Source organism: Amycolatopsis sp. NPDC058340 (assembly GCF_042723975.1).
In the GTDB taxonomy this organism is placed as follows: domain Bacteria; phylum Actinomycetota; class Actinomycetes; order Mycobacteriales; family Pseudonocardiaceae; genus Amycolatopsis.
Window position 1 is genome coordinate 367,846 of record NZ_JBHXIB010000001.1, and the last position, 25,658, is coordinate 393,503.

At 68.7% G+C, this 25,658-nt stretch carries 23 protein-coding genes and 1 tRNA gene; 12 read left to right on the forward strand and 12 right to left on the reverse strand.

Annotated features, from left to right (window positions below):
• Positions 1-13 precede the first annotated feature (13 nt).
• Entirely contained in the window at positions 14-724 is a 711-nt protein-coding gene (locus ACFWIW_RS01795; RefSeq protein ID WP_378366640.1) for an ABC transporter ATP-binding protein, read from the reverse strand.
• A gap of 133 nt (positions 725-857) precedes the next feature.
• Here ACFWIW_RS01795 and ACFWIW_RS01800 point away from each other — a divergent pair, with 133 nt between their 5' ends.
• Both ACFWIW_RS01800 and ACFWIW_RS01805 read left to right on the forward strand, forming a co-directional pair.
• Positions 858-2,633: a sensor domain-containing protein gene (locus ACFWIW_RS01800; protein WP_378366641.1), complete on the forward strand. Its 1,776-nt coding sequence runs from the start codon at positions 858-860 to the stop codon at positions 2,631-2,633.
• Positions 2,573-3,229: a response regulator gene (locus tag ACFWIW_RS01805; RefSeq protein WP_378366642.1), complete on the forward strand. Its 657-nt coding sequence runs from the start codon at positions 2,573-2,575 to the stop codon at positions 3,227-3,229. The genes ACFWIW_RS01800 and ACFWIW_RS01805 overlap by 61 nt, the downstream gene beginning before the upstream one ends.
• 53 nt (positions 3,230-3,282) lie before the next feature.
• Here ACFWIW_RS01805 and ACFWIW_RS01810 read toward each other — a convergent pair whose 3' ends face one another.
• Complete coding sequence (locus ACFWIW_RS01810) at positions 3,283-4,602, reverse strand: FAD-dependent oxidoreductase (protein ID WP_378366908.1); 1,320 nt, start codon at positions 4,600-4,602, stop codon at positions 3,283-3,285.
• A gap of 111 nt (positions 4,603-4,713) precedes the next feature.
• Between ACFWIW_RS01810 and ACFWIW_RS01815 the strand changes: the two genes are divergently transcribed.
• The 4 genes from ACFWIW_RS01815 to ACFWIW_RS01830 are packed head-to-tail and all read left to right on the forward strand — an operon-like array spanning position 4,714 to position 7,335.
• Complete coding sequence (locus ACFWIW_RS01815) at positions 4,714-5,358, forward strand: aminodeoxychorismate/anthranilate synthase component II (RefSeq protein ID WP_378366643.1); 645 nt, start codon at positions 4,714-4,716, stop codon at positions 5,356-5,358.
• Positions 5,355-6,161: an ABC transporter ATP-binding protein gene (locus ACFWIW_RS01820; RefSeq protein ID WP_378366644.1), complete on the forward strand. Its 807-nt coding sequence runs from the start codon at positions 5,355-5,357 to the stop codon at positions 6,159-6,161. Before ACFWIW_RS01815 ends, ACFWIW_RS01820 begins: the two co-directional genes overlap by 4 nt.
• Positions 6,149-6,793, forward strand: a complete 645-nt coding sequence (locus ACFWIW_RS01825) for a hypothetical protein (protein ID WP_378366645.1) — start codon at positions 6,149-6,151, stop codon at positions 6,791-6,793. The genes ACFWIW_RS01820 and ACFWIW_RS01825 overlap by 13 nt, the downstream gene beginning before the upstream one ends.
• Positions 6,793-7,335, forward strand: coding sequence for an AAA family ATPase (locus ACFWIW_RS01830; RefSeq protein ID WP_378366646.1), 543 nt, complete (start codon positions 6,793-6,795; stop codon positions 7,333-7,335). The genes ACFWIW_RS01825 and ACFWIW_RS01830 overlap by 1 nt, the downstream gene beginning before the upstream one ends.
• A gap of 154 nt (positions 7,336-7,489) precedes the next feature.
• On the opposite strand, the gene pknB is transcribed toward ACFWIW_RS01830, so the two are convergent.
• From pknB to ACFWIW_RS01865, 7 genes are all read right to left on the reverse strand, one after another.
• Positions 7,490-9,451: a Stk1 family PASTA domain-containing Ser/Thr kinase gene (pknB, locus tag ACFWIW_RS01835; protein ID WP_378366647.1), complete on the reverse strand. Its 1,962-nt coding sequence runs from the start codon at positions 9,449-9,451 to the stop codon at positions 7,490-7,492.
• Entirely contained in the window at positions 9,448-10,743 is a 1,296-nt protein-coding gene (locus ACFWIW_RS01840) for a protein kinase (RefSeq protein ID WP_378366648.1), read from the reverse strand. Before ACFWIW_RS01840 ends, pknB begins: the two co-directional genes overlap by 4 nt.
• Before the next feature lie 3 nt (positions 10,744-10,746).
• Positions 10,747-12,210, reverse strand: a complete 1,464-nt coding sequence (locus ACFWIW_RS01845; protein ID WP_378366649.1) for a peptidoglycan D,D-transpeptidase FtsI family protein — start codon at positions 12,208-12,210, stop codon at positions 10,747-10,749.
• Positions 12,207-13,685: an FtsW/RodA/SpoVE family cell cycle protein gene (locus tag ACFWIW_RS01850; RefSeq protein WP_378366650.1), complete on the reverse strand. Its 1,479-nt coding sequence runs from the start codon at positions 13,683-13,685 to the stop codon at positions 12,207-12,209. The genes ACFWIW_RS01845 and ACFWIW_RS01850 overlap by 4 nt, the downstream gene beginning before the upstream one ends.
• On the reverse strand, positions 13,685-15,073 hold the full coding sequence (locus ACFWIW_RS01855) for a PP2C family protein-serine/threonine phosphatase (RefSeq protein ID WP_378366651.1): 1,389 nt from the start codon (positions 15,071-15,073) through the stop codon (positions 13,685-13,687). The genes ACFWIW_RS01850 and ACFWIW_RS01855 overlap by 1 nt, the downstream gene beginning before the upstream one ends.
• Positions 15,070-15,537: an FHA domain-containing protein gene (locus tag ACFWIW_RS01860; protein WP_007030429.1), complete on the reverse strand. Its 468-nt coding sequence runs from the start codon at positions 15,535-15,537 to the stop codon at positions 15,070-15,072. Before ACFWIW_RS01860 ends, ACFWIW_RS01855 begins: the two co-directional genes overlap by 4 nt.
• Before the next feature lie 160 nt (positions 15,538-15,697).
• Positions 15,698-16,951 (reverse strand): DUF3662 and FHA domain-containing protein, encoded by a 1,254-nt coding sequence (locus ACFWIW_RS01865; protein ID WP_378366652.1) that lies wholly within the window; start codon positions 16,949-16,951, stop codon positions 15,698-15,700.
• A gap of 130 nt (positions 16,952-17,081) precedes the next feature.
• On the opposite strand from ACFWIW_RS01865, the gene ACFWIW_RS01870 reads away from it, so the two are divergent.
• A tRNA-Leu gene (locus tag ACFWIW_RS01870) sits at positions 17,082-17,164 on the forward strand.
• Positions 17,165-17,329: 165 nt separating this feature from the next.
• Here ACFWIW_RS01870 and ACFWIW_RS01875 read toward each other — a convergent pair.
• Both ACFWIW_RS01875 and ACFWIW_RS01880 read right to left on the reverse strand, forming a co-directional pair.
• Positions 17,330-17,767, reverse strand: coding sequence for an SRPBCC family protein (locus ACFWIW_RS01875; protein WP_378366653.1), 438 nt, complete (start codon positions 17,765-17,767; stop codon positions 17,330-17,332).
• Positions 17,768-17,829: 62 nt separating this feature from the next.
• Positions 17,830-18,204 (reverse strand): FKBP-type peptidyl-prolyl cis-trans isomerase, encoded by a 375-nt coding sequence (locus tag ACFWIW_RS01880; protein ID WP_378366654.1) that lies wholly within the window; start codon positions 18,202-18,204, stop codon positions 17,830-17,832.
• 141 nt (positions 18,205-18,345) lie between these two features.
• Here ACFWIW_RS01880 and ACFWIW_RS01885 point away from each other — a divergent pair, with 141 nt between their 5' ends.
• The 5 genes from ACFWIW_RS01885 (at position 18,346) to ACFWIW_RS01905 (ending at position 24,554) form a co-directional block, all read left to right on the forward strand.
• Positions 18,346-21,582: a penicillin acylase family protein gene (locus tag ACFWIW_RS01885; RefSeq protein WP_378366655.1), complete on the forward strand. Its 3,237-nt coding sequence runs from the start codon at positions 18,346-18,348 to the stop codon at positions 21,580-21,582.
• A 25-nt stretch (positions 21,583-21,607) separates the two neighbouring features.
• Positions 21,608-22,648, forward strand: a complete 1,041-nt coding sequence (locus tag ACFWIW_RS01890) for a trans-sulfuration enzyme family protein (protein ID WP_378366656.1) — start codon at positions 21,608-21,610, stop codon at positions 22,646-22,648.
• A 9-nt stretch (positions 22,649-22,657) separates the two neighbouring features.
• Entirely contained in the window at positions 22,658-22,990 is a 333-nt protein-coding gene (locus ACFWIW_RS01895) for a hypothetical protein (RefSeq protein WP_378366657.1), read from the forward strand.
• Positions 22,991-23,281: 291 nt separating this feature from the next.
• Positions 23,282-23,953: a hypothetical protein gene (locus tag ACFWIW_RS01900; RefSeq protein ID WP_378366658.1), complete on the forward strand. Its 672-nt coding sequence runs from the start codon at positions 23,282-23,284 to the stop codon at positions 23,951-23,953.
• A 4-nt stretch (positions 23,954-23,957) separates the two neighbouring features.
• Positions 23,958-24,554 carry a class F sortase gene (locus ACFWIW_RS01905; protein ID WP_378366659.1) on the forward strand — a complete coding sequence of 199 codons (597 nt, stop codon included), beginning with the start codon at positions 23,958-23,960 and terminating at the stop codon, positions 24,552-24,554.
• Between the two features lie 44 nt (positions 24,555-24,598).
• Here the strand turns inward: ACFWIW_RS01905 and ACFWIW_RS01910 are convergent, their stop codons facing one another.
• Entirely contained in the window at positions 24,599-25,654 is a 1,056-nt protein-coding gene (locus tag ACFWIW_RS01910) for a patatin-like phospholipase family protein (RefSeq protein ID WP_378366660.1), read from the reverse strand.
• Positions 25,655-25,658: the final 4 nt, after the last annotated feature.

Genomic DNA, 25,658 nt, shown 5'->3' on the forward strand with positions numbered 1-25,658 from the left:
GTCGTCTCCTGGCTCAGTCGCGGCCGGTCAGGGTCACGAAGGCATCGTCCAAAGTGGATTTACCGGCGCGGTCGCGGAGTTCGGCCGGGGTGCCGGTGGCGGCCACGCGCCCGGCGTCGAAGATCGCGAGGCGGTCGCAAAGGCGTTCGGCCTCGTCCATGAAATGCGTGACGAGCAGGACGGTGACACCGGTGTCGCGCACGGCCTCGACGAGCTTCCAGGTGTCGCGGCGGGCATGCGGGTCCAGTCCGGTGGTCAGTTCGTCGAGGACGGCGACCTCGGGGCGGCCGACCAGCGCGAGCGCGATCGAGACGCGCTGTTTCTGCCCGCCGGAAAGCTTGCCGAAGTACTTGTCCCGTTGCCCGGTGAGGCCGAGTTTCGCGAGCAGGTCGCCGGTGTCGGCGGGGTTCGCGTAGAAGGACGCGTAGAGGTCGAGCGCCTCGTGGACCTTGATCTTGTCCGGCAGCCGGCTCTCCTGGAGCTGCGAGCCGAGGCGCTGCCGCAGGGCGTTGTGGTCCTTGCCGGGGTCGAGGCCGAGGACCGACATGGTGCCGGAGTCCGGTGTGCGCAGTCCCTGGAGGCATTCGACCGTGGTGGTCTTGCCCGCGCCGTTGGTCCCGAGGATCCCGAAGATCTCGCCCTGTTCCACGTGGAACGAAACGTCGTCGACCGCGACGTGCTCCCCGTACGTCTTGCGGAGGTTGGTGACTTCGATGAGTGGCATGCGAAAAACGCTATGGCGCAACGGACTTGGCCAGAATGGCGCTGAACCCACAGCTGGGGTGGGGCTGGACCCACCCTGATCGAGGGCCTGTGGTCACTGTGCCGGGCCGCGGCGGTGGGGAAGACTTCGTCGCATGATCCGCACCTACCTCACCTCCGTGCGCCGGGGCTTCGTGCTCGCGGGTTTGGCACTGGTGAGCTGGCTGGACCTGCTGCTCGAACTGGTGGGTTTCTGCCTGCTCTGTGTCGGCCTGGTCTTCGCCTACACCCTCGCGCTCGAAGGGACGCGTCCGCGTGCCGCGCTCACCCGTCGCCTGGCCGGACGCTGGTGCGGTGTCGAGGTCGAATCGCCCTATCGGCCGGCGCCGCCCGAACCGGAACGCGAGCGCGACGGCTGGTATCGCGACGGGAACAGCCTGTTCAAACGGTCGTGGTTCATCCGGTGGACCAAACGATTCGAATGGATCTCCGACGATCCGGCGACCGGCCGCGACCTCGGCTGGCAGCTGTGGAATCCGCTCGCGGGCCTGCTGCTGATGCCCGCCGTTCTGCTGGCCGGGCCGCGCGCGCTCCGGCTCTACGGGAAATGGACGCGCTGGTGGCTCGGGCCCCGCCCGGCTCGCACCGGGGACGGCTGGGTCCAGACGAGGCTGAAGGCGCTCGGGTTCCAGCTGGGCCTGTTCGGGCTTTCGGCCGCGCAGCTCGGGATGGCGATCCCGACGCTGCTGGCCCTGATCTGGCCGGCGCCGCTGTTCCCGGCGATGGTCGTCGCCGGTCGTTCGGTGACCGACACCCTGCGCCGCGAGGCCAAGAACTGGACCGGCGTGCGGATCGATCGCCCGTATCTGCCGGAGCCGTCGTTCCCCGTGCCGCGTGCGGACGGGATGTACCGGCACGGACGGCAGCTGTACGACACACCGTGGTGGCCGGCGCGGCTGGCCCGTTTGCGCTGGGCGTTGCGTGACCGCGCGACCTGGCGCGACCTTGCGGGCGCGATGGCCAATTCCGTGGTGCTGGGGCTGCTGGCGGTGCCGACGGCGGCGCTGGTGTTCGGCGGTATCTGTGGCGTGGTGGCGCTGTGGGTCTTGCGGCCGTTCGGGCAAGCGCTCGCACTGACTCCCGTCGCCGTGGCGGCGATCGTCGCCGGACTGGCCGTGGCGCCATGGCTCGCCCGCTCGGGAGCGCGTTTCGCGAAGCTGCTTCTCGGGCCGACAGAGGCTTCGCGGCTGGGGCAGCGTGTCGAGCGGTTGAAGCAGACGCGGACCGACGCGTCGGTCGCGCAGGCCGCCGAGCTGCGGCGCATCGAGCGGGACCTGCACGACGGCGTCCAGTCGCGGCTGGTCGCGATGGGCATGAAGCTGGGCGCGGTCGAAGCGCTGATCGACAGCGACCCGGCCGCGGCGAAACGGCTGGCCGCCGAGCTGCGGCAGACGTCGTCCGAAACGCTGACCGAGTTGCGGCTGCTGGTGCGCGGGATTCACCCGCCGGTGTTGTCCGAGCGCGGGCTCGGTGACGCCGTGCGCGCGATGGCGCTCGACAGCCCGCTGCGGGCTTCGGTGAACGGCACCCTGCCTCGGCTGGAGCAGCCCGCGGAGGCGTGCGCGTACTTCGCGGTCAGCGAGTTGCTTGGCAACGCCGCGAAACACGGCGAGGCGCGGCGAGTGTCGGTCGAACTGGGTTACGACGACGGTCTGTTGCGGATCGAGGTGACCGACGACGGCAAGGGCGGCGCGAACGCGGCGCGGGGGAGCGGGATCCGCGGGATCGAACGCAGGCTCGGCGCCTTCGACGGTACTTTTGCTCTGACCAGCCCGCCCGGCGGGCCGACGAAGGCGATCATGGAGATCCCGTGCCAGCTCGACCCCGATGCGTCGTCGCCGAGGACCAGTACCTCCTCCGAGACGGCTTGACGCATTTGCTGACCGCGCACGGTTTCGACGTCGTCGAGGCGGTGGGCACCGGACCGGAACTGGAGCGGGCGCTGCGCACGCACCGGCCCGACGTCTCGGTCGTCGACGTCCGGATGCCGCCGACGCTCACCGACGAAGGACTCCAGGTCGCGTTGGCCGTGCGGCGCGATATCCCCGGATTGCCGATTCTCGTTCTGTCTCAACATGTCGAGCAGCTCTACGCGCGGGAACTCCTGGCCGACGGGGCAGGCGCGATCGGCTACCTGTTGAAGGACAGGGTGTTCAACGCGGACCAGTTCATCGACGCGGTGCGGCGAGTGGCGGGCGGCGGCACCGCGATGGATCCCGAGGTGATCGCGAAACTGGTGGCGGGCAACGCGTCCGACCCGCTTTCCGCGCTGACCCCGCGCGAACGCGAGGTGCTCGGGCTGATGGCCGAAGGCTGCTCCAACGCCGCCATCGCTTCGCGGCTGCACTTCAGCGAGGGAGCGGTCGGGAAGCACACCGCGAACATCTTCGCGAAGCTCGGCATCGTCGCCTCGGACGACACCAACCGCCGGGTGCTCGCGGTCCTGGCTTACCTCGGAACGCCGTGAAGGCCCCCTTCCCTCGACTCAGCCGAGGGAAGGGGGCCTTCACGCGCAGTTGTTCAGCCTCGCGAGATGCGGGTCATTTCGTCGCGCTCCACGACCTTGACGCGTTCCCGGCCGTGCGGGACGCCCAGCGCCTTCTCGTGGGCGTCGAGCTTGCCCCAGCCTTCCCAGGTGGTGAAGGGAACGCCGCGTTCGGTCAGGAAGCCGAGGATCGCGTCGGGGTCCTCGACGGACGGGGCCGTGAGGTTGTCGGCGTCGGCCAGCAGGCTCGCGATGGTTTCGGCCGCGTCGCCCTTGGTGTGGCCGATGAGGCCGACCGGACCGCGTTTGATCCAGCCGGTCACGTAGACGCCCGGCACCTGCTCCTCGTCGATGTCCAGCACCCGGCCGGCCTGGTTCGGCACGGTCCCGGTGGTGTGGTCGAACGGGATCTCCGGCAGATGCGACGACAGGTAGCCCACCGCGCGGTAGACGGCCTGGACGTCCCAGTCGTGGAACTCGCCGGTGCCGCGCACGTTGCCGTCACCGGTCAGTTCGGTGCGCTCGGTCCGCAGGCCGGTCACCTTGCCGTCCTCGCCGACGATCTCGCACGGCGAGTGCAGGAAGTGCAGGTGCAGCCGCTTCGGCCGGTCGCCCTGGTCGCGGATCGCCCACTCCTGAAGCGTCTTCACGACCATGTCGATCTGCTTCGACGCCCGCAGCGCGGCGATGCTGCCCTCGTCGAACTCGATGTCCTCGGGGTACACGATGACCTCGACGTTCGGCGAGTGATCCAGCTCCCGCAGCTCCAGCGGCGTGAACTTCGCCTGAGCCGGGCCGCGGCGGCCGAACACGTGCACGTCGGTGACCGGGCTGGCCTTCAGGCCCTGGTAGACGTTGTCCGGGATGTCGGTGCTGAGCAGCTCGTCGGCGGTCTTCGCGAGGATCCGCGCCACGTCGAGCGCCACGTTCCCGACGCCGAGCACCGCGACCGAGGTCGCGTTCAGCGGCCAGGTGCGCGGCACGTCCGGATGCCCGTCGTACCAGGAGACGAAGTCGGCGGCGCCGTAGCTGCCGTCGAGGTCGATCCCGGGGATGTCGAGCGCGCGGTCGGCCATGGCGCCGGTCGAGAAGATCACCGCGTCGTAGAACTGGCGCAGGTCGTCGAGCTTCAGGTCGGTCCCGTAGTCGACGTTGCCCAGCAGCCGTATGTTCGGCTTGTCGAGCACCTTGTGCAGGGCGGTGACGATGCCCTTGATCCGGGGGTGGTCGGGCGCGACGCCGTACCGGATCAGCCCGAACGGCGCCGGCATGCGCTCGAACAGGTCGATCGTCACGTCAGCGTCGGACTTGTCGAGGATGTCGGCGGCGTAGATGCCGGCCGGACCGGCACCCACGATGGCTACACGAAGAGAACGGCTCACTCCTACCACGGTAAGTTAGGCAGCCCTAACAATCATTGTGATCTGGCGTACGGTCCACCTGGTGGGAGCCGCTAAGCTGGCCACATGCGCGTGCTCGTCGTCGACAACTACGACAGTTTTGTCTACAACCTGGTCCAGTATCTGGCCCAGCTCGGCGCCGACTGCACCGTCTGGCGTAACGACGTGGTGGACATCGACAAGCTCGGCGAGTTCGACGCGGTCCTCGTCTCTCCCGGCCCCGGAACCCCGGAACGCGCTGGTCAGAGCATGGACGTCATCCGCAAATGCGCCGAGAAGCGCATCCCGATGCTCGGCGTCTGCCTCGGCCATCAGGCCCTCGGAGTCGTCTTCGGCGCCACCGTCGACCGCGCCCCGGAACTGCTGCACGGCAAGACCAGTCAAGTCCACCATTCGGGCGACGGAGTGCTCGCCGGGCTCCCCGCGGAATTCACCGCCACGCGGTACCACTCGCTGACCGTTTTGCCGGAAACCATCGACGAGACCGTGTTCGAGATCACAGGCCGCACCGAGTCCGGTGTCGTGATGGGCATGCGGCACCGCGAGCTGCCGCTCGAAGGCGTCCAGTTCCACCCCGAGTCCGTGCTCACCCAGGGCGGGCACCGGATGCTCGCGAACTGGATGGCCGCGGCCGGGCACCCGGTCCCCGACGCCACGGTCAACGAGCTCGAACAGGCGACCCGCGCGCTGCAGAAGGCCGCTGCTGCGTGACCTCGCTGATCCGGCTCGAAGGAGTCGGTAAGCGCTACGGCCGCGGCGAACCCGTGCTCACCGGCGTCGACCTCGACGTTCCGGCGGGGCGCGTGCTCGGCGTCCTCGGCTCGAACGGGTCGGGGAAGTCGACGCTGCTCAGGATCCTCGCGGCACTCTCCCGGGAGACCTCGGGAACCGTCGTGGGCGATCCGCGTGTCGGCTACCTGCCGGACCGCTTCCCGGCGGGGCAGCGGATGAGCGCCAGGGCGTACTTGCGGCATATGGCCCGCATCGACGGCCATGTCGACTTGTCGGCGATCGATCCCCTGCTGGACCGATTGGCGCTGGTCGGCGGCCCGGACGCGCCCTTGCGGACACTGTCGAAGGGCAACGCCCAGAAGGTCGGCCTCGCCCAGGCCGTCCTCGCCGAGCCGGACCTGCTGATCCTCGACGAGCCCTGGTCCGGTCTCGACGTCGAAGCGCACACCGTGCTCGGCGAACTCGTCGCCGAGACCAAGGAACGGGGCGCGAGCGTGGTCTTCACCGACCACCGGGCCTCCGTCGTGCACGCCCACGCCGACGACGTCTACCGGATCGACGACGGCGTCCTGACCCGTGTCGAAACAAGAGCCGAAAACGCGACAAGGATCGTGCTTCACGGACCCGGCGGCGATTGGTCTTCGGAACCTGGCGTGAGCCACGTCGTGGCCGAGGACGGGAAGGTCGTCCTGACGGTCGAAGCCGGGCACGCCGACGCGGTCTTGCTCCGCGCGCTCAACCGCGGCTTTTCGGTCCGGGAGGTGGCGCCGTGCTCGCCATGACCCGCTACTACCTCGCGCTGCTCGGCCATTCCCAGCGCTACCTGCCCGCGATCCTCGCGTACATCGCGGTGAACACCGTGCTCTACACGGATCCGAAGTCGCCGCTGCTACCGCAGTACGGGATCAGCGCGGGTTCGCTCCTGGTGGTCTCGTGCTGGCTGACCATCGCGATGCTCGACGTCGAAGACCCGGTGCAGCGGCTGGTGACCTTCAGCCACGCACGACGCTGGCGGTCGGTTCTCGGCGGCGCCACGCTGGCCGTCTTCGGCTGCGCGGCCGTGCTGATCCTCGTGACGGTGCTGTGGTCGGGCCTGCGTTCAGGCGGCTTCCCGATCGGCGCGCTCGCCCTCGGGACGGCTGCGCACGCGCTGTGCGCGCTGTTCGGGATCGCGATCGGCCTGCCGTGTTCGCGGCTGCTGGTCCCGCGCGTCGGCTGGTCCGTCCTGGCCGCGATCTTCGCCCTCGCGGCGGTGCTCCTGGTGAAATGGCTGCCGCTGGCCAACCCGCTGCTGCGGGCCTTGACCTCGCAACAACCACTGACCGGCCCGTTCGTGGTGGCCGTCGTGGCGGCGGTGGCCGCCTTGCTGCTGAGCGCCACGGCCGTCGGGTATCTGCTCCGGCGCAACGCCTGATGCCGCGGCTCATCGTGCTCAACGGTCCGCCCGCCTGCGGGAAGTCGACCCTCGCCCGGCTGTACGCCGAAGACCATCCGCTGACGCTGAACCTCGACATCGACCGGCTCCGCGGCCTGCTCGGCGCCTGGCGCGAGAACGCCGCGAAAGCCGGGACGCTCGCCCGCGACCTCGCCGTGAGCGCCGCTCGCACCCAGCTGCTCGCGGGCCACGACGTGATCGTCCCGCAATTCCTCGGCCGCGCCGATCTCCTCGAACGGCTCGAAACGCTCGCCGTCGAAACGGCCGCTGAGTTCCACGAGATCGTCCTCCTCGACACCAAGGACAACGTGCTCCGGCGGTTCGCCGAACGCACACGCGCGGCGGCGGAGCCCGAACACGTCGAGGCGCACGAGATGCTGGGCGGGCCAGAACGGCTGGCGGAGATGTACGACCGGCTCGTGGCGCTCATCGCCACGCGACCGAAGGCGGTCGTGGTGCGGACGAGCGCCGGACGGATCACGCAGGCTTACCAGGGACTGCTGCGCGGCCTGACGTCCTGATGAGGGGTGGTCTTGCGATGGGGTCGTGAGTGATAAAGAGCGTTCTAACCCTCTTTATCACTCACGACATGTGGACAGTCGTGGCCGCGCCCGGACTCAGCGCAAAAGGGCCCCGCACGAAACCGTGCGGGGCCCTGCTCACGTCAGCGCTGGATCACGGAGGCGGGAAGAGCCGCGAGCTCGACGTCGTCGACGTTTCGTCGCCTTCGACGATGAACAGCGTGATCGGCGCGTTCTTCGCGACCTTCGAACCGGCCTGCGGGTTGGTCTTGCTGACCTTGCCCGCCTGATCCCGGTCACCGTTCTTGTCGGCCTGCGTGTCCAGCTGACCGTTCCAGCCCAGCTGCTGCAGCTGCCGCGTCGCCTGATCTTCGGTCATGCCCTTCAGGTTCGGCATGTCGAAGGTCTCCTGGTTGCCGTTCGACACCGACAGCTTGACCACGCTGCCGACCGGCAGCTTGCCGCCGTTCGGGGTCTGGTCGATCACGGTGCCCTTGGGCTGGTCGGAGTCCACGTTGGTGACCTGCGGGGTGAACCCGGCCGCCTTCAACCCGGCTTCGGCCTCGGCCTGAGTCTTGCCCTTGTAGTTCGGGACCGTCTTCAGTTCCTTGCCCTTGCCGACCGTGATGTCGACCTTCGAGCCCTGGTCCACCTCGGCCTGCGCGCTCGGGTTCTGCGACATGACCTTGCCGGCCTGGTTCGTGTCTTCGGTCTCTTCCTCGGTGGTCGCGCCGAGCTTCAGACCGGCCTGGGTCAGCGCGGCCGTGGCCTCGGCCACGGTCTTGCCCTTGAGGTCCGGGGTCTTGACCTTCTCGGGCTTCGCGCCGACGGTCAGCGTGATCTTGTCCGTGGTCGGCGTCACCTGGCCCTCGGCCGGGTTGATCGCGATGACCTTGTCGATCATGTTCTCGTCGCAGGCGGGCAAACCGTTGACGGCTTCACCGGTGCAGGGGATCTTCTTGGTGGGCTCGAACGAATTGAACCCCGCACCCCGGAGTGTGTCCTTCGCCGAGGCCTCGGACTGACCCGTGACCTTCGGGATCGCCTTGCTTTCGGCGCTGTCGCTGTTGAAGGCGTTCGACAGCCACATGATCAGCAGCACCACGGCGGCCAGCGAGACCACGAGACCGGCGATGAGCCAGGCCCGGCGCTTCTTCTTCGCGGCCGGGTCTTCGTCTTCGTCCTCGTACTGGTCGTAGCGCGGCGGCACCCGGCGGTCGGAGTCCATGACCTGGGTGCGCTCGTCCTCCGACATCACCATCGGCGCGGCGGGGCGCTGACCGGACAGCGTCCGGACCAGGTCCGAACGCATCTCCGCGGACGACTGGTAGCGGTTCGCCGGGCCCTTCGCGAGCGCCTTGAGCACGACGGCGTCGAGCTCGGGCGCCACGGCCGGGTTCACCGACGACGGCGGGTTCGGGTCTTCCCGGACGTGCTGGTACGCCACCGCCACGGGCGAGTCGCCGGTGAAGGGCGGCTCGCCGGTGATGAGTTCGTACAGCACGCAGCCGGCGGCGTAGACGTCGGAACGCGCGTCGACGGACTCACCGCGGGCCTGCTCCGGCGAGAGGTACTGCGCCGTGCCGATCACCGCGGCGGTCTGCGTCATCGCGGACTGCCCGTCGTGCATGGCGCGCGCGATGCCGAAGTCCATCACCTTGACGGCGCCGTTCTTCGTGATCATCACGTTCGCCGGTTTGACGTCGCGGTGCACGATGCCGTGCCGGTGCGAGAAGTCCAGTGCCGCGCAGACGTCGGCCATGACCTCCATGGCCCGCTTCTGCGACATCGGGCCTTCGGTCTTCACGATGTCGCGCAGAGTCCGTCCTTCGACGTACTCCATCACGATGTAGGGCAGCGGGCCGAACTCGGTGTTCGTCTCGCCGGTGTCGTAGACGGCGACGATGGCCGGGTGGTTCAGTGCCGCCGCGTTCTGTGCCTCGCGACGGAATCGTTCTTGGAACTGGGGATCCCGCGCCAGGTCGGCACGCAGGATCTTGATCGCCACCTCCCGGCCCAGGCGCACGTCGTGGCCGTGGTGGACCTCGGACATGCCTCCGTAGCCGAGCGTCTCGCCCAGCTCGTAGCGGTTGCTGAGCAGTCTTGGTGTGCTCATCTCTGCGTGCCGTTCCATTCCGTCCAAGGTTTGCTGCTCATCATTCCTGGATTCGCCTGTCCGGCCGGCTCCTCGGTGCCGCCCTCCGTCGGAACCGCGGGGTACGCGGATGTCGGCGGAGGACCTTCGGACTTCTTACCCGGAGCCGGCACGTGTTCACTCGTTTCCACGCCGCCCGACTGCGGTCCGTTGCCCGAACCGACCAGTCTCACGATGAGGAAGGCCCCTGCCACCAGTACTGCGATCAGGATCACCGCGAGCAGCAGCCACCAGCCCCATTGTGGCCGTCTGCCGGGCAGACGGCGGACCGCCATGGGTGGCGGTCCGGTCACCGGGTGCATCGCGGGATGCGACGCGGGCCCCACGGCCACCATCGGGTTCGGCGGCGAGTGCGGGCCGGGCTGCATCACCGGCTGCCCCGTGGAGTACGCCACGTTGACCAGCCCCGACGGGGTCGGCAGGGGCAGCCCCGCGCGGACCGCTGCGACAGCGGCCGCGAACTCGCCGCCGCTGTTGTACCGCTGTCTCGGATCCTTGATCAGGGTCGCTTCGATCACCGCGCGGGCACCCGGCGGCACGTCCGGCGGCAGCGGCGGCGGGAGGTCGCGGATATGCATCATCGCGACCGTCACCGCGTTCTCCGAGAGGAACGGCCGGTGCCCGGTGAGGCATTCGTAGCCGCACACGGCCAGCGAGTAGACGTCGCTCGCGGGTTCGGCGTTGTGCCCGAGCGCCTGCTCGGGGGCGATGTAGTGGGCGGTGCCCATCACCATGCCGGACCTGGTGACCGGGGCTGCGTCGGCGGCCTTCGCGACGCCGAAGTCGGTGATCTTCACCTGGCCGGCCGGGGTCACCATGATGTTGCCCGGTTTGACGTCGCGGTGCACGAGACCGGTTTCGTGCGCGGCCTGCAGCGCGTTACCGGCCTGCTCCAGGATGTCCAAGGTGCGCTCGGCGTTCAGCCGTCCTTCGCGGGTGATGATCGCGGCCAGCGGATCGCCTTCGACCAGCTCCATCACCAGATACGCGATCGACAGCTCGTCCGCGACCGTCTCGCCGTAGTCGTGCACCGCGGCGATGCCGGGGTGGTTCAGCGACGCGGTCATCCGCGCCTCGGTCCGGAACCGGTGCAGGAACTCGGCGTCGCCGGACAGCTCCGCCTTGAGGATCTTGACCGCGACCGTCCGGTCCAGCCGCGTGTCACTGGCCTGCCAGACCTCGCCCATCCCGCCGACGGCGATCCGGTTCGTCAGCTTGTACCGGTCGGCCAGCAGCTGACCCGAGGACAGCATCCGCTATCCACCCCCGAGCATGGCGTTGACGGCGGCGCGGCCGATCTCCGCGGCCACGGTGCCACCGGTCGCTTCGAGCCCGCGGTTACCCCCGGATTCGACGATCACCGAGACGGCGATCTTCGGGTCCATGGCCGGCGCGAACCCGGTGTACCAGGCGTGCGGCGGGGTGTTCTTCGGGTCGTTGCCGTGCTCGGCGGTGCCGGTCTTGGAGGCGATCTGGATGTCGCCTCGTTTGCCCGCACCCTTCGTGTTCTCCTCCGACGCCAGCATCATGTCGCGCAGGATCGCGGCGTTCGCGCTGGACATCGCGGCGTCGCCGGTCAGCTCGGTCGGCTTGTAGTCCTCGATGGTCGACAGGTTCGGCGCCAGCAGCGCCTGCACGAGCTGCGGTTTCATCGCCATCCCGTTGTTGGCGATGGTCGCCGAAAGCAGGGCGTCCTGGATCGGGGTCAGCCGCACGTCGCGCTGCCCGATGGCGCTCTGGTACAGCGCGGCCTTCGACTCGAGGGGCCCGAGGGAGGAAGCCGCGACCCGCATCGGCACGGCCAGATCCTCGCCGACACCGAAGTTCTTCGCCGTCGCGTTCAGCTTGTCCTTGCCGAGTTCGCCGGCGAGCTCGGCGAACGGCACGTTGCAGGAGTACCGCAGCGCTTCCTTCAGCGTGCTGCCCTTGCAGGCCGCGCCGCCGTAGTTCTCCAGCGTCGTCTGCGTGCCGGGGAGCTTCACGTTCGGCGCGGTGTTGACCGGCATGTCCGCCGTCTTGCCGTTCTCGAGCGCGGCCGCGGTCACCAGCAGCTTGGCCGTCGAACCGGGCGGGTAGGTCTCCGAGATCGCGCGGTTCAGCATCGGCTTCTTCGGGTCGTCGCGCCATTGGCCCCAGGCCGCGATCTGCTCCTTGCCGACGTGCGAGGCGAGCTTGTTCGGGTCGTACGACGGCGTCGAGACCATGGCCAGGATGCGTCCGGTCTTCGGCTCGATCGCGACCACCGAGCCGGTGTACCCCTTCTGCGTCATCAGGTCGTACGCGGCCTTCTGCACGGCCGGGTTGATCGTCAGCCGCACGTTCCCGCCGCGCGGGTCGCGGCCGGTGACCATGTCCGACAGGCGCCGCACGAACAGCCGCGGGTCCGAACCGTTGAGCACTTCGTCCTCGGACCGCTCCAGGCCGCCCGAGCCGTAGTTGATCGAGTAGTAGCCGGTGACCGGCGCGTACATCGGGCCGTCGGCGTAGGTCCGGATGAACTTGTACTTGTCGTTCGACGGTTCGACCTTCGCGAGCGCCGTGCCGTCCGGCGTCACGATCAGGCCGCGCTGGCGGGAGTACTCGTCGTAGAGCACCCGCAGGTTGCGCGAGTCCGTGCGGTAGTCGTCGGCCTTGACCACCTGGATGTAGGTGGCGTTGGCGAGCAGGAGCACCACCATGACGAGCATGGCGATACCGACCTTGCGGAGCGGGGTGTTCACGAGGCGCTCCCCTCACCGTTCGCGGACGGCCGCTGCACCATCACCGTGTGGGCTTCGGCGAGCGGTGCCTGAGGCTGCTGCGGCTTCGGCCGCGCCGCGGGTTTGCGGGCGGCGTCGGAGATTCGGAGCAGGAGGGCCACCAGGATGTAGTTCGCGAGCAGTGAAGAACCACCGCGCGAGAGGAACGGGGCGGTGATCCCGGTGTTCGGGATCAGGTTCGTGACGCCGCCGACGACGACGAAGATCTGCATGACCATGGCGAACGAGAGGCCGCCGCCGAGGAGTTTGCCGAAGGTGTCGCGGACCGCGAGGGCGCTGCGCATCCCGCGCGTCGCCAGGATCAGGTACAGCATCAGCATCGCGGCGAGGCCGATGAAGCCCAGCTCCTCGCCGATCGCGGTGGTGATGAAGTCCGTCTTGGCCTCGGGGACCATATCCGGCCGCCCGGCGCCGAGGCCGGTGCCGCCGACCCCGCCGGTGCCGAGGCCGAACAGCCCCTGCGCGACCTGGTACCCGCCGCCCGCGTCGTCGTAGGTGGCGAGCGGGTCGATCCAGTTGCGGACGCGCTGCTGGACGTGTGTGAACAGGTTGTAGGCGATGATCGCGCCGGCGGCGAAGAAACCGACGCCCAGCACCACCCAGATGATCCGCTCGGTCGCGACGTACAACATCATCAGCGTGACGCCGAAGAACAGCAGCGACGTCCCGAGGTCCTTCTCGAACACCAGCACGCCGAGGCAGGCCGCCGCCGCGATCAGGATCGGGCCGAGGTCACGGGCACGCGGCAGCTCGACGCCGACGATCTTCTTGCCCGCGACCATGAACAGGTCCCGTTTCGTCACCAGGAACGAAGCGAAGAAGATCATCAGCAGGATCTTCGCGAACTCGCCGGGCTGGATCGAGAAGAACGGCAGCTTGATCCAGACCTTCGCGCCGTTGACCTCGGAAAGGCTCGACGGCAGCACCGCGGGCAGCGCGAGCGCCACGATGCCGACCAGACCGCAGGTGTAGCCGTAGCGGGTCAGCGTGCGGTGGTCGCTGATCACGACCAGCACCACCACGAACAGCACCAGCGAGATCGCCGTGAACAGCACCTGCTTGGTGACGTCCGGCGTGTACTCCTTGCCCTGCTGCACCGCGCGTTCCGCGAGCGCCAGGTCGATCCGGTGGATCATCACCAGGCCGAGCCCGTTCAGGAGCGCGACGCACGGCAGGATCACCGGGTCCGCGTACGGCGCCCAGCGGCGGACCGCCAGATGCGCCGCCGTCAGCACCGCGAGGTACGAAAGGCCCAGCCAGATGATCGAGCTGGTGAGTTCCTGCTCCTGGTTCGCCTCCACCAGCACGAGCGCGACGGTGACGATGAAGGTCGCGAACGCAAGGAGGACGAGTTCGGTCCCGCGCCGCTTGGGCAGTTCGCGCGGAGGATTCGTGGCGAACTGGGCCGAAGCCGGATCGGCGAGCGGCGTGCTCATCAATTACCGCCCCCTGGTGCTGCCGGTGCCGGCGTCGAGCAGTCCCTCCCCGCAGGCTGGTTCGCCGAACTCGGCGAGGCGGGGGTCGAAGGGGATGCCGACGACGCAGGGGGCGGCGACGACGCGGGAGGCGTGGAAGTCGAGCTGGCGGCCGGTTTGCAGTCGGCCAGCTGCTTGTGCGGCCGCAGGAAGTCGTCGATGTATTTGCGGGCGTCGTCGAGGTTGTCCTTCTTGACGCCGTTCTTCACCGCGATCCGCGCGTCCTCCTGCAGCGCCGGCACCAGGAGCTTGTCGGTGCACAGCCCGCCCGGCGGGCACGAGCCCTGCTCGTAGGCGTGCAGGTCGATGCCGAGGATGCTGCCGGGGACGCCGCGGTAGATCACGACCTCCTCGCCGGGCCCCTCGCCGACGTAGTACTGGCTCAGCACGAAGTACCGCGTGGCGATCGCCGCCGCGGCCAGCACGATCAGGACGACCACCGCTCCCGCCAGCCAGCGAAATCGCCTCCGGCGCTTGACCTTCGGGTCCTCCTGTTGGGGCTGGACCTCCGGCCGCGGCTGCGGCGCGGGCTGGGTCAGCGCACGAGCGCGGGCGGCGGGGGAGTCGCCCTGGTGGAATTCGTCACTGCCGTCCCCGGCTGCGCCGCCGACGATGGGCGCGTCCTCACCGAAGTCGACGTCGACGACGTCGGCGATGATCACCGTGACGTTGTCCGTGCCGCCGCCCTTGAGCGCCAGCTCGATCATCCGGTCCGCGCAGGCCTGCGGATCCGGGATCTGGATCGCCTCGGACAGCGTTTCGTCGCTGACCATGCCGGACAGGCCGTCCGAGCAGATCAGGTACCGGTCGCCGGCGCGGGCCTCGCGCACGGTCAGGCTCGGCTCGACCTCGTGTCCGGTCAGCGCCTTCAGCAGCAGCGACCGCTGCGGGTGCACCGCGGCCTCTTCCGGCGTGATCCGGCCCTGTTCGAGAAGTTCGTTGACGAAGCTGTCGTCCCGCGTGATCTGCGAGAACTGACCGCCGCGCATCAGATACGCCCGCGAGTCGCCGACATGCACGACACCCATCCGCGAACCGGCGAACAGCACGGCGGTCAGGGTCGTGCCCATCCCGTCGAGGTCCGGGTCCTGCTGGACGAGCTCGGCGATGGCGGCGTTGCCGTTCTGGACGGCCTCACGCAGCTGAGCGAGAAGATCGTCGCTGGGATCGTCGTCGTCTAGGGGCGCGAGGGAGGCGATGACGACCTTGCTGGCCACCTCACCCGCTGCGTGCCCACCCATGCCGTCGGCGAGGGCGAGCAGGCGGGGACCTGCGTACACGGAGTCCTGGTTGCTGGAACGCACCAGGCCCCGGTCGCTGCGAGCCGCGTAGCGGAGGACGAGAGTCATGGGCGAAGCTCGATCACCGTTTTGCCGATCCGGATGGGGACTCCGAGCGGGACCCGGAGGGGTGCCGTGACCTTAGCCCGGTCGAGGTACGTCCCGTTCGTCGAACCCAGATCTTCCACGTACCAATCCTCCCCGCGCAGGGCGATCCGGGCGTGCCGGGTCGACGCGTAGTCGTCGTCCAGCACCAGAGTCGAGTCGTCGGCGCGGCCGATCAGGATCGGCCTGCCGTCCAAGGCGATCCTGGTTCCCGCCAGCGCACCATGGGTCACCAGCAGCTGCTGCGGCGACTTCCCGCCGCGCGGCTTCTTGTTTTCCTTCTTCTTGCGGCCGAACGTCGGGACGGCCACGCGCAGCCCGGAGGCCGCGTAAAGATCCGAACGGACGACACGCAACGCGGCGAACACGAAGAGCCAGAGCAGCACGAGAAAGCCCACCCTGGTGAGTTGAACGACCAGCTCTGGCACTTGTTGTGTCCGCTCCCGTTTCTCCTGTACGCCGCGGAGAGCCCGTGCCGTCCGGGATGGTCGGCTCCGAACGGCCTTGCTCTCCGCGTACGACCCGCGGTGCCGATCCACCACAGGTCCCGCACCGCAATTCTGCGATACCCCCTCCGGACGCCGCCGGTCAGCCCTGCGTACGGAACACGAGAGACGAGTGGCCAACGCGGATCACGTCGCCGTCGGCCAGCTGCCACGTCTGCACCGGGGTGCCGTTGACGGTGGTGCCGTTCGTCGAACCGATGTCCGCGAGCGTCGCGCTCTGGCCGTCCCAGGTGATCTCCAGATGACGGCGGGAGACACCGGTGTCCGGGAGCCGGAAGTCGGCGTCCTGGCCGCGGCCCACGACGTTCCCGCCCTGCTTGAGCGAGTACGAGCGGTTCGAGCCGTCGTCAAGCTGGAGGCTCGCGGTGAGCGCACGGCCCGCCGCCGGCTGGCCGCCGTAGCCGCCACCCTGCGCGTACGGATCCGCGGCGGGCTGGCCGTACTGCTGCTGGCCGCCGCCGTACTGGTCGTAGCCGCCCTGCTGCGGCTGGCCGCCGTACTGGTCGTAACCCGGCTGCTGTGCGCCGCCGCCGTAACCCTGGTCGTACCCGGGCTGCTGCTGGCCACCGCCGTACTGGTCGTAGCCGGGCTGCTGTGCGCCGCCGCCATAGCCCTGGTCGTACCCGGGCTGCTGCTGGCCACCGCCGTACTGGTCGTAACCAGGCTGCTGACCGCCATAGCCCTGGTCGTAGCCGCCTTGCTGCTGGCCGCCGTACTGGTCGTAGCCGGGCTGCTGCGCGCCGCCGTAACCCTGGTCGTAGCCGCCCTGCTGCTGGCCGCCATAACCCTGGTCGTACCCGGGCTGCTGCTGGCCAGCCTGCTGTCCGTAGCCGTACTGGCCCTGCTGGCCGTACGGGTCACCCTGGTCGTATTGGCCGTAGCCGGGGGGCTGGCTCATTGCTGGGTCTCCTGCGTTGCTGGGTCGTGCCGACCGTGACGAACCTTCGGCGCCGTGGGGCTTGACGTCGGGATCGACGGACGAACGGGTCTTGAACTGTCCAGTATGCAGCGCCTCGTTGCGCTCGAGCGAAACTACGACGTCACCATAGGTGTCCCATCCGTGCTCGGCGAGGTGTTCCTTGACCGCCTCCGCCAGCACCGAGGTGACCCGACGCTCGTCTCCGGCCATACGTTCGTGATCAGCCTGCCCCAACGACACGATGTAGTGATTGGGAGCGAGCTGTCGACCACCGGCCAGCTCACGAACGTTCTCCTCGCTCTCGCGCTCGAGCGCCACCGCCACTTCCTGCGTGACGACGTTGCCACCGAACATGCGCGCGAAGGTATTGCCCACGAGGTTCTCGAGCCGTCTGTCAAACCGTTCGACGCGGCCCACCGGGCAACCCTCCTCACACGTGTGCTTCCCCGTCGATCCTATCCGGGTACGGCCAGTCGGACACGGCCCCCGGTGAAACCCGTGAAATCCGCCTGCTACGCTTTGCGAGCTGTCAGAGAACGAAGCACTCGGGCGAGTGGCGGAATGGCAGACGCGCACGGTTCAGGTCCGTGTGTCCGAAAGGACGTGAGGGTTCAACTCCCTCCTCGCCCACCCTTGGTTGAAGGCCCCTTCGCTAACGCGACGGGGCCTTCTTTCGTGAGGTCGTCGCTCGTCAGTACCCGGGGGGCCGAGCCCCCCGGACCCCCCACGGTGCGGTCGGTGGCGGTTGGCAGGGTGGTTGGTTTGGGACGGGGCTTGGCCTCGGGCCTGGGGTGGTTAGTGCTGGTCCAGGAGGGTTTTTAGGGTGCGGAGGTCGGTGGTGTTGGCCTTGCGCATTTTGGCGGCCAGGAGCGGGGCGGCGAGTTTCGTGAAGCCGGTGGGGGTGCCTCGGTTGCGGAGGGTCATGCGGGTTCCGGCGCCCTCGGTGGTCCAGGTGTAGATCGTTTCCATGGGGAACGGGCCTTCGGCCGTGCGCATCACCAGCCGCTCGCCCGGGACGTACTCGACGATTTCGTAGGTGTAGGCGAGGCGGCGGCCGAGGAACTCGGCCACGAAGGCGATCTTCGAGCGCACGGCGAGCGGTGGTGGCGTTTCCCACTCCACCGACTTGATGTTCGCGTACCAGCTCGGCGCCTTCGACGGATCGGCCGCGTAGGCCGCGACTTCGTCACGAGGCGCGTCGATGACGATCTCGGTGCGCACGTCGACGCTCATCACAGCACCGTAGACCCGAAAAAGGCCCGGCGGAGAATCTCCGCCGGGCCGGGTGAATCAGATCAGTTCACGCCGATGAGGTCGACGACGAAGATCAAGGTCTCGTTCGGCTTGATGACGCCGCCGGCGCCGCGTTCGCCGTAGGCCAGATGCGGCGGGATGACCAGCTTGCGGCGGCCACCGACCTTCATCCCGGCCACGCCCTGATCCCAGCCGGGGATGACCTGGCCGGCGCCGAGGCCGAAGCGCAGCGGCTCGCCGCGGTCCCACGAGGCGTCGAACTGGTCGCCGGTCGAGTGCGAGACACCGACGTAGTGCACCGAGACGGTGTCGCCGGCCTTCGCCTCCTGGCCATCGCCGACGGTGATGTCGGACTTCTCCAGGTCGGACGGCGCGGGGCCCTCCGGGCGGTCGATCTGGGGCTTCTCCAAAGACATGTCCATAAGCTACCTGCGCAGGTCCCGGGTCCGCAGGGCGAGTGTTCCGCCGAACGGTGGCAAGAACGCGAATAGTCTTCACAAATTTGGATACCCGTGGGTAGTGTGCGCCTCGTCACTCTCCGACGACGGAGGTCTTTCATGCGACGAGGCATACGGGTCTTGACGACGCTGGCGGGGCTGACGCTGGTGGCGGGCACCGTTCCGGCTTTGCAGGCGAACGCCGCGGAGGCGCCACAGAGCTCGGTGGTGGCGGCCGCGCTCGACGATTACTGTGGCGGCCAGTGCGGTGACATCCTCCCGCCCGGCACCAAGGGGAACGCCACGCTCGCCGAGATCCTGGCGCACAAGGCGTTCGGCACCCGGCCCGCGCATTCGGCCGATCAGCTCGGCAAGTACGCCTCGCTCGCAGACGGCTACAAGACACTGACCACGGACAAGATCAACCAGTTCTTCAACGACGCCTCGTTCGGCGTTCCGTCCGGGCAGGTCGAGAGCACGATCAAACCGCGTTCGGACGTGACGATCGCCCGCGACAAGGCGACCGGTGTGCCCCGGATCGTCGGCACGACGCGGCCGGGCACGATGTACGGCGCCGGCTACGCCGCCGCGCAGGACCGGCTGTGGCTGATGGACATCATGCGCCGCGTCGGCCGCGGCCAGCTGACCTCGTACGCCGGCGGCGCGCAGGGCAACCGTGAACTCGAGCAGAGCTTCTTCGCCTCGGCGCCGTACACCGAGCAGGAACTCCAGAAGCAGATCGACAACGCCGCGGCCAGTGGCCCGCGTGGCGCGCAGGGCAAGGCCGACGCCGAGGCCTACGTCCAGGGTGTCAACAAGTACATCTCCGACGCGCACAGCGGCCGCTACTTCCCCGGCGAGTACGTGCTCACCGGGCACGTCGACGCGATCACGAACGCCGGGACCATCGAGCCGTTCAAGCTCACCGACCTCGTCGTCCTCGCGGCCGTCGTCGGAGCGCAGTTCGGCGCCGGTGGTGGCGGCGAGGTGCAGAACGCCATCGCGAAGATGGCGCTGCAGGAGAAGTACGGCCTCGAACAAGGCGACAAGGTCTGGAAGAGCCTGCGGTCCGAGGACGATCCCGAGACCGTCAAGACCCTCCACAATGGACAGACTTTCGACTACGGCAAGGCGCCGTCGAACCCGCAGGGCGCGGCGATGCCGGACAAGGGTTCGGTCACCGGGCAGCAGCTGGTCTTCGACCCGACCGGTTCCGCCGGGACGGCGACACCCGCCAAGGTGGACGTTCCCGCGCCCGAGGACCAGAAGGCCGTCCGCGGCATCTTCGACGACGGTGTCCTGCCGGGGAACCTGCTGTCGGAGAAGCACGGCATGTCCAACGCGCTGGTCGTGTCCGGCGCCAAGACCGCGAGCGGCCACCCCGTCGCCGTCTTCGGCCCGCAGGCCGGCTACTTCGCACCGCAATTGCTGATGCTGCAAGAACTTCAGGGCCCTGGCATCAGCGCGCGCGGCGCCTCGTTCGCGGGCATCAGCATGTACGTGCTGCTCGGCCGCGGCAAGGACTACTCGTGGAGCGCGACCTCGGCGTCGCAGGACATCATCGACACCTACGCCGTCGAACTGTGCGAGCAGAACGGCTCCGCGCCGACGAAGAACTCCAACTTCTACCGGTTCCGCGGCCAGTGCCTGCCGTTCGAGATCGTCGAACGCAAGAACGCGTGGAAGCCCACGGTCGCCGATGGGACGGCCGAAGGGTCGTACACGCTGCGCAGCTTCCGCACCAAGTACGGGCCGGTGACGAGCCGGGCGCTGGTCGGCGGCAAACCGGTGGCGTACGCGTCGCTGCGGTCGACGTTCCAGCACGAGATCGACACGATCATCGGCTTCCAGAAGTTCAACGACCCGGACGCGATCAAATCCGCGCAGGACTTCCAGGCCGCGGCGGCCGACGTCAACCAGACCTACAACTGGTTTTACGCCGACTCGCGTGACGTCGCGTACTTCAACTCCGGCTCGAACCCGGTCCGCAATCCGAACGTCGACCCGGCCATGCCGGTGAAGGCCGACGCCGGATTCGACTGGCAGGGCTGGAATCCCGACGGCAACCTCGCGAACTACACGCCGTCTTCGCAGCATCCGCAGTCGATCAACCAGGACTACTACATCAGCTGGAACAACGCGCAGGCCAAGGGTTACGCGGCCAGCGGCGCGGACAAGAGTTCCGTGCACCGCGGCGATCTGATCGACGCGCGGGTCAAGAAGATGGTCTCCAGCGGCACCAAGGTGACGCGGGTGAACCTCACGCAGGCCATGGAGGAGGCGGCGCTGGCCGACCTCCGCGCCGAGAAGGTGCTGCCGGAACTGTTCAAGGTGATCGACAAGGCGCCGGTGACCGGACCGGCCGCGGACGCGGTGGCGAAGCTCAAGACCTGGCTCGCCGCGGGCGGTCTGCGCTCGGAGACCTCGCCGGGCAGCAAGGCCTACGCCAACGCCGACGCGATCCGCATCATGGACGCCTGGTGGCCGCTGCTGGTCAACGCGCAGTTCAAACCCGGAATGGGTGACGCCGCCTACGGCGCCATGGTCGGGGTGCTGAAGATCAACGAGTCGCCTTCCGGCTGGCAGAACGAGGTCCCCGGCAAACACGTCGGCCAGGGGCACGCCGGTTCGTCGTACCAGTCCGGCTGGTGGGGCTACGTGCACAAGGACATCCGTTCGGTCCTCGGGCAGAACGTGGCCGGTCCGCTCGCCGTGAAGTACTGCGGCGGCGGCGACGTCACCGCGTGCCGTCAGGTGCTGCTCGACTCGCTGACCCAGGCGGCCGCGCAGCCCGCGAACACCGTGTATCCCGGTGACGGCGACTGCGCCGCGGGCGACCAGTGGTGCGCCGACACGATCATCCACCGCGCCCTCGGCGGCATCACGCAGGACAAGATCAGCACCCAGAACCGGCCGACCTTCCAACAGGTCGTGGAGTTCCCGGCGAAACGCGGCGACACCATCGCCAACCTCGCCACCGGCCGGTCGGTCAGCGCGAGCAGCCACGAGACCGGCTGGTACAACTCGCCGCCGTCCAACGCGATCGACGTCAACCTCTCGACGCGCTGGGCCAGCGGCTGGAGTGACAACCAGTCGATCACCGTGGACCTCGGCTCGGTGCAGCGCGTGTCCAGGGTGGTGCTGCAGTGGGAATCCGCGTACGGGAAGGCGTACAAGGTGCAGGTCTCGTCCGACGGGACGAACTGGCGGGACGCGGCGTCCATAGTGGACGGAGACGGCGGCACGGACAATGTCGCCTTCGAGGCGGCGGATGCCCGCTATGTCCGGATGGCCGGTGTCCAGCGAGGGACGAAGTACGGCTACTCCCTCTACGAGTTCGAGGTGTACGCCCACTGACGCGGGCACGGTTTACGGTGGCGGGGTGGACACGAACGACTGGTCACCCCGCACCCTCGCCATCGCCGCCGGACGCCCGGAGGGCCCCGGCGAGCCGCTGAACGTGCCGATCGTCGCGGCGAGCACCTTCGACGCCGGTGCCGACCGCGCGTACTCGCGCCAGGACGGCACCCCGACCTGGGAGGCCCTCGAAACCGCGATCGGCGCGCTCGAAGGCGGGCACGCCACCGCGTTCGCGTCGGGGATCGCGACGCTCAGCGCGGTCGTCGACACCCTGCCGGTCGGAGCGAAGGTGTGTGTCCCGACGTTTTCGTACGCGGGATCGCGCGGGCTGCTCGCGCACGCGCACGGCACCGGCCGCCTGGTGGTGACCGAGATCGAGCCGGAGGACACGGCCGCCTGGGTCGCCGCCGCGGACGCGGACCTGCTCTGGCTCGAATCGCCGACCAATCCGACGCTCGACGTCATCGACATCGAGACGATCGCCGCCGCGGCGAACGGCCTGGTCGCGGTGGACAACACGTTCGCAACCCCGCTCGGGCAGCGGCCACTGGACCTCGGCGCCGACATCGTCGTGCACAGCGCGACGAAACTCATCGGCGGCCACAGCGACCTTCTGCTCGGCCTCACCATCGCGGCCGACGAAGGCGTCGCGAACGGCCTGCGCGACGCGCGCACCAGGCTGGGGGCGACGCCGGGCGCGCTCGAAGCGTGGCTGGCCCTGCGCGGGCTGAGGACCCTGCCGGTCCGGCTCGCCGAGCAGACCCGCACGGCGAAGCTGCTTGCGGCGCGGCTGCTCGACCACCCCGCGATCACCCGGGTGCGTTATCCCGGCTCCGGCACGATGATCGCGTTCGAACTCCCGGACGCCGAGTCCGCGGACAAGGTCATCGGATCGCTGCGGCTGATCCGCGCCGCCACCAGCCTCGGCGGGGTGGAGAGCCTGGTCGAGCGGCGGGCCTGGATGGCGGGCGACGCCCACGTGCCCGCCGGGCTCGTCCGGTTCAGCGTCGGGCTCGAAGATCCGGAAGATCTCTGGACGGATCTGGCCTCCGCGCTCGGCTAGCTTGGGCACGTGGACGAGACGAAACCGCCTCGGCGGCTCGGGCAATGGCTGTGGGGCCTGTTCTGGCTCCTGGTGCTGGGCTTCGTCGCGATCGTCGCGGCGGGCCTGCTGGCCGAACTCGCGGCGGCGCCCTGTCCGAGTGACGGGGTCTGGGCCTGCGACGCGGAGAACCGGACACTCGCCACCTTCATCCCCGGGATCGGGTTCGGCCTCGGCCTCCTGATCGCGGGGGTGGGCGGCGGCCGGGCGGTGCGGAACCGGACGTCGCCGAAGCCCTGGGTGTTCGCCGGGGGCCTCTTCGGTGTGCTGTCGTTCGCCATCGCTCTGTTCCTGGTGTTCTGACGACAGGCGGAAAATACTTCCGCGTGGCAACCATTCGGGCCGTCCGGGTGTTAACATTCCCTCGTCGCCGCGAGTTTTTCCCTCTGTTGAGCGACTTTCCGGCCCTTCGTATCGGCCGAGGCCAATCCCGCGTTACCCGTTTTCACGGTGGCTTTTGTCACCGCCTATTCGCTACGTCCGGCCGCGTTTTTCCGGCAGGATCGCGCTGTCACCCATACGTGGGAATCTTCCCCGGGTGGTCGCAGGGTGGCTGTCACCGTGCGTTGCGATGCTTTTCACTGGGAGATCACTTTGAAGAAGACGTTGGGCCGCCTCGCGGGCGCGGTGCTGGCCGGCGCCGTCCTCTCGCTGGCCGTGACGCCGGTCGCGATGGCGCAGACCGAAACGACGACCACGCCTCCCGCGCCGACGAGCGAGGCGCCCACCACGGCGCCCTCGCCTTCGTGGTCCGGCGGCCAGGTCAGCAACCCGCCCTCGTGGTCGGGCGGCAAGGTGACGTCGGTTCCGCCGTCGTCCGAGAGCAGCACCCCGACCTCGACCAGCGGCAAGCCGACCTCGGCCAAGCCGTCGACCTCCACCTCGGAGAAGCCGACCACCACGACCCCGCCGAAGCCGGAGCTGAACGTCGGCGCCGGGTACGTCGAGGGCGACGAGGGCGCGCTGGCCATCCTGTGCGGTTCGGAGCCCACCGACGTCACCTCGCCGGACTTCACCGTCGTCGACTCGTTCCAGGACGGCGGCGACGCCTACCTGTGGATCTACGTCGTCAACGCCAAGCCCGGTTTCAAGGGCACCTCGAGCACCTTCACCTGGACCTGCGACGGCAAGCCGGGCAAGGGTGACATCGAGATCGAGGGCGCTGTCGGCGGCGGTGCGACCGCGCCGGGCACCAAGCCGGCGAAGCAGGTCAAGCTGAAGCCGAAGGGCGGCATCGAGACCGGTTTCGGCGCCACCGCGGCCTGATCCGATGAAGCTCCTGACGCAGGGCGGCCGCGTGGTCGCGGCCGCCCTTGTGCTTTCCCTCGCGCTGACGGGATGCGGCACCGACGAACCCGCCCCGCCCGCCGCGGCGGCGCCGTCGGAATCGGCTCCGCCGGTCGTCAAGCCCTACAACGGGACCCGTCCGACGAACGTGAAGATCCCCAAGATCGGCGCGGAATCGAGTCTGGTCACCGTCGCGGTCGGCAAGGACGGCAAGATGTCCGTCCCGTCGGCGAAGAACCCGATGCAGGCCGCGTGGTACCGGCTTTCGCCGGTGCCGGGCGACGTCGGCCCGTCGATCCTGCTCGGCCACGTCGACGGCAACAAGCAGCCGGGCATCTTCTACAAGCTCAAGGACGTCGACCCGGGTGACGAGGTGCTCGTCGAGCGCAGCGACGGCAAGAGCCTGAAGTTCGTGGTCGAGAAGAAGGACCAGGTGCCCAAGGACCAGTTCCCCGAGGAAGCGGTCTACGGCAACACGGACAAACCGCAGCTTCGGTTGATCACCTGTGGCGGTGTCTTCGACCATGAAGAGCACAGCTACAAGGACAACATCATCGTCTACGCGAATCTGGCCGGGTGAGCTGAAAGCGTCCTTCACCGCATCCGACGCGGTGAAGGACGCTTTCAGCCCACTCCGGCGGCCGGGAACGGGAATCCGGCCGGAGCCGCCGCCTCGGTGTCGACCCATTTCCGCATCCCCGCGTCACACGCCGCGTAACCCCAGTTGATCAACCGCTCCTGCAGCACTTCCGGCAGTTTCGTCAGGCGCGTCGGGGTTTCCGCCAGCACGTGGGTGAGCTCGGCGGGCGCGGGCAGCGAATCTTCGAGCTGGAAATTCGCGAGATCGACGTAGGACCCCCAGTAGGCGCCTGTGAAATCCTTCTCCACATAGGACTTCAGCAGCGCGCCGCGCCGCAGTTCGCGCACCTGGTTGTCGATCACGTCGAGCACGCGCAGCAGCTGACGTCCCCAGTCGCGGCTGACCTTCGGCGTGACCTTCATCCGCTTGCCCGCGTCGCTCACCAGCACCGTCGCGTGCCCTTCGACCGGGTCCAGGCCGAGGTTGTCGTAGACGCCGGCGTCGCTCAGCACGATCTTGCGTTTCCGCTCGTCGGAATGCGGATCCTGGATCACCACCGGCGAAAGCATCGGCGGGAACGCGGAAGACGCGGCCACCGCGGTCGCGAGCGGGATGTTCCCGTGCGGGCCGTCCTGCCGGAAGAACCACCACAGCGCGCCGTCCTGGAGGTTCGTCGCGGTGAAGACGAACTGCGGGCCGGTCGGGTCGATGTCCTTGAGGCAACAGTCGCCGAAGAGGTGTTTCGCGTACACCCGCGCGAGCTCCTCGCCGGCGCTTCGCCACGGAACGGCCATGGCGAGCAAGGTGACCGGGATGTCGAGCCGTTTACGTGCCAGGTTCCGGATCGGCGCGACGACCTTGTCGGCGAAGTTGCCCGCGACACCGTTCGCGAACTTCAGGTCCGCCCAAGCGTGCGCGAGCACGCCGGCCGCGATCGAGCCGCCCGAAACGCTCGAGAACGTCGAGATCTTCGACAGCCAGCCGAGTTCGTTGAGCCGCCACAGTGCCCCGGTGTGGAACAACATCGCGCGGTAGCCGCCGCCGGACAGCGCGAGACCGACGCCTTGCCGGGTGGTCGAAGGTTTGTTGATATCCCCCACCTGA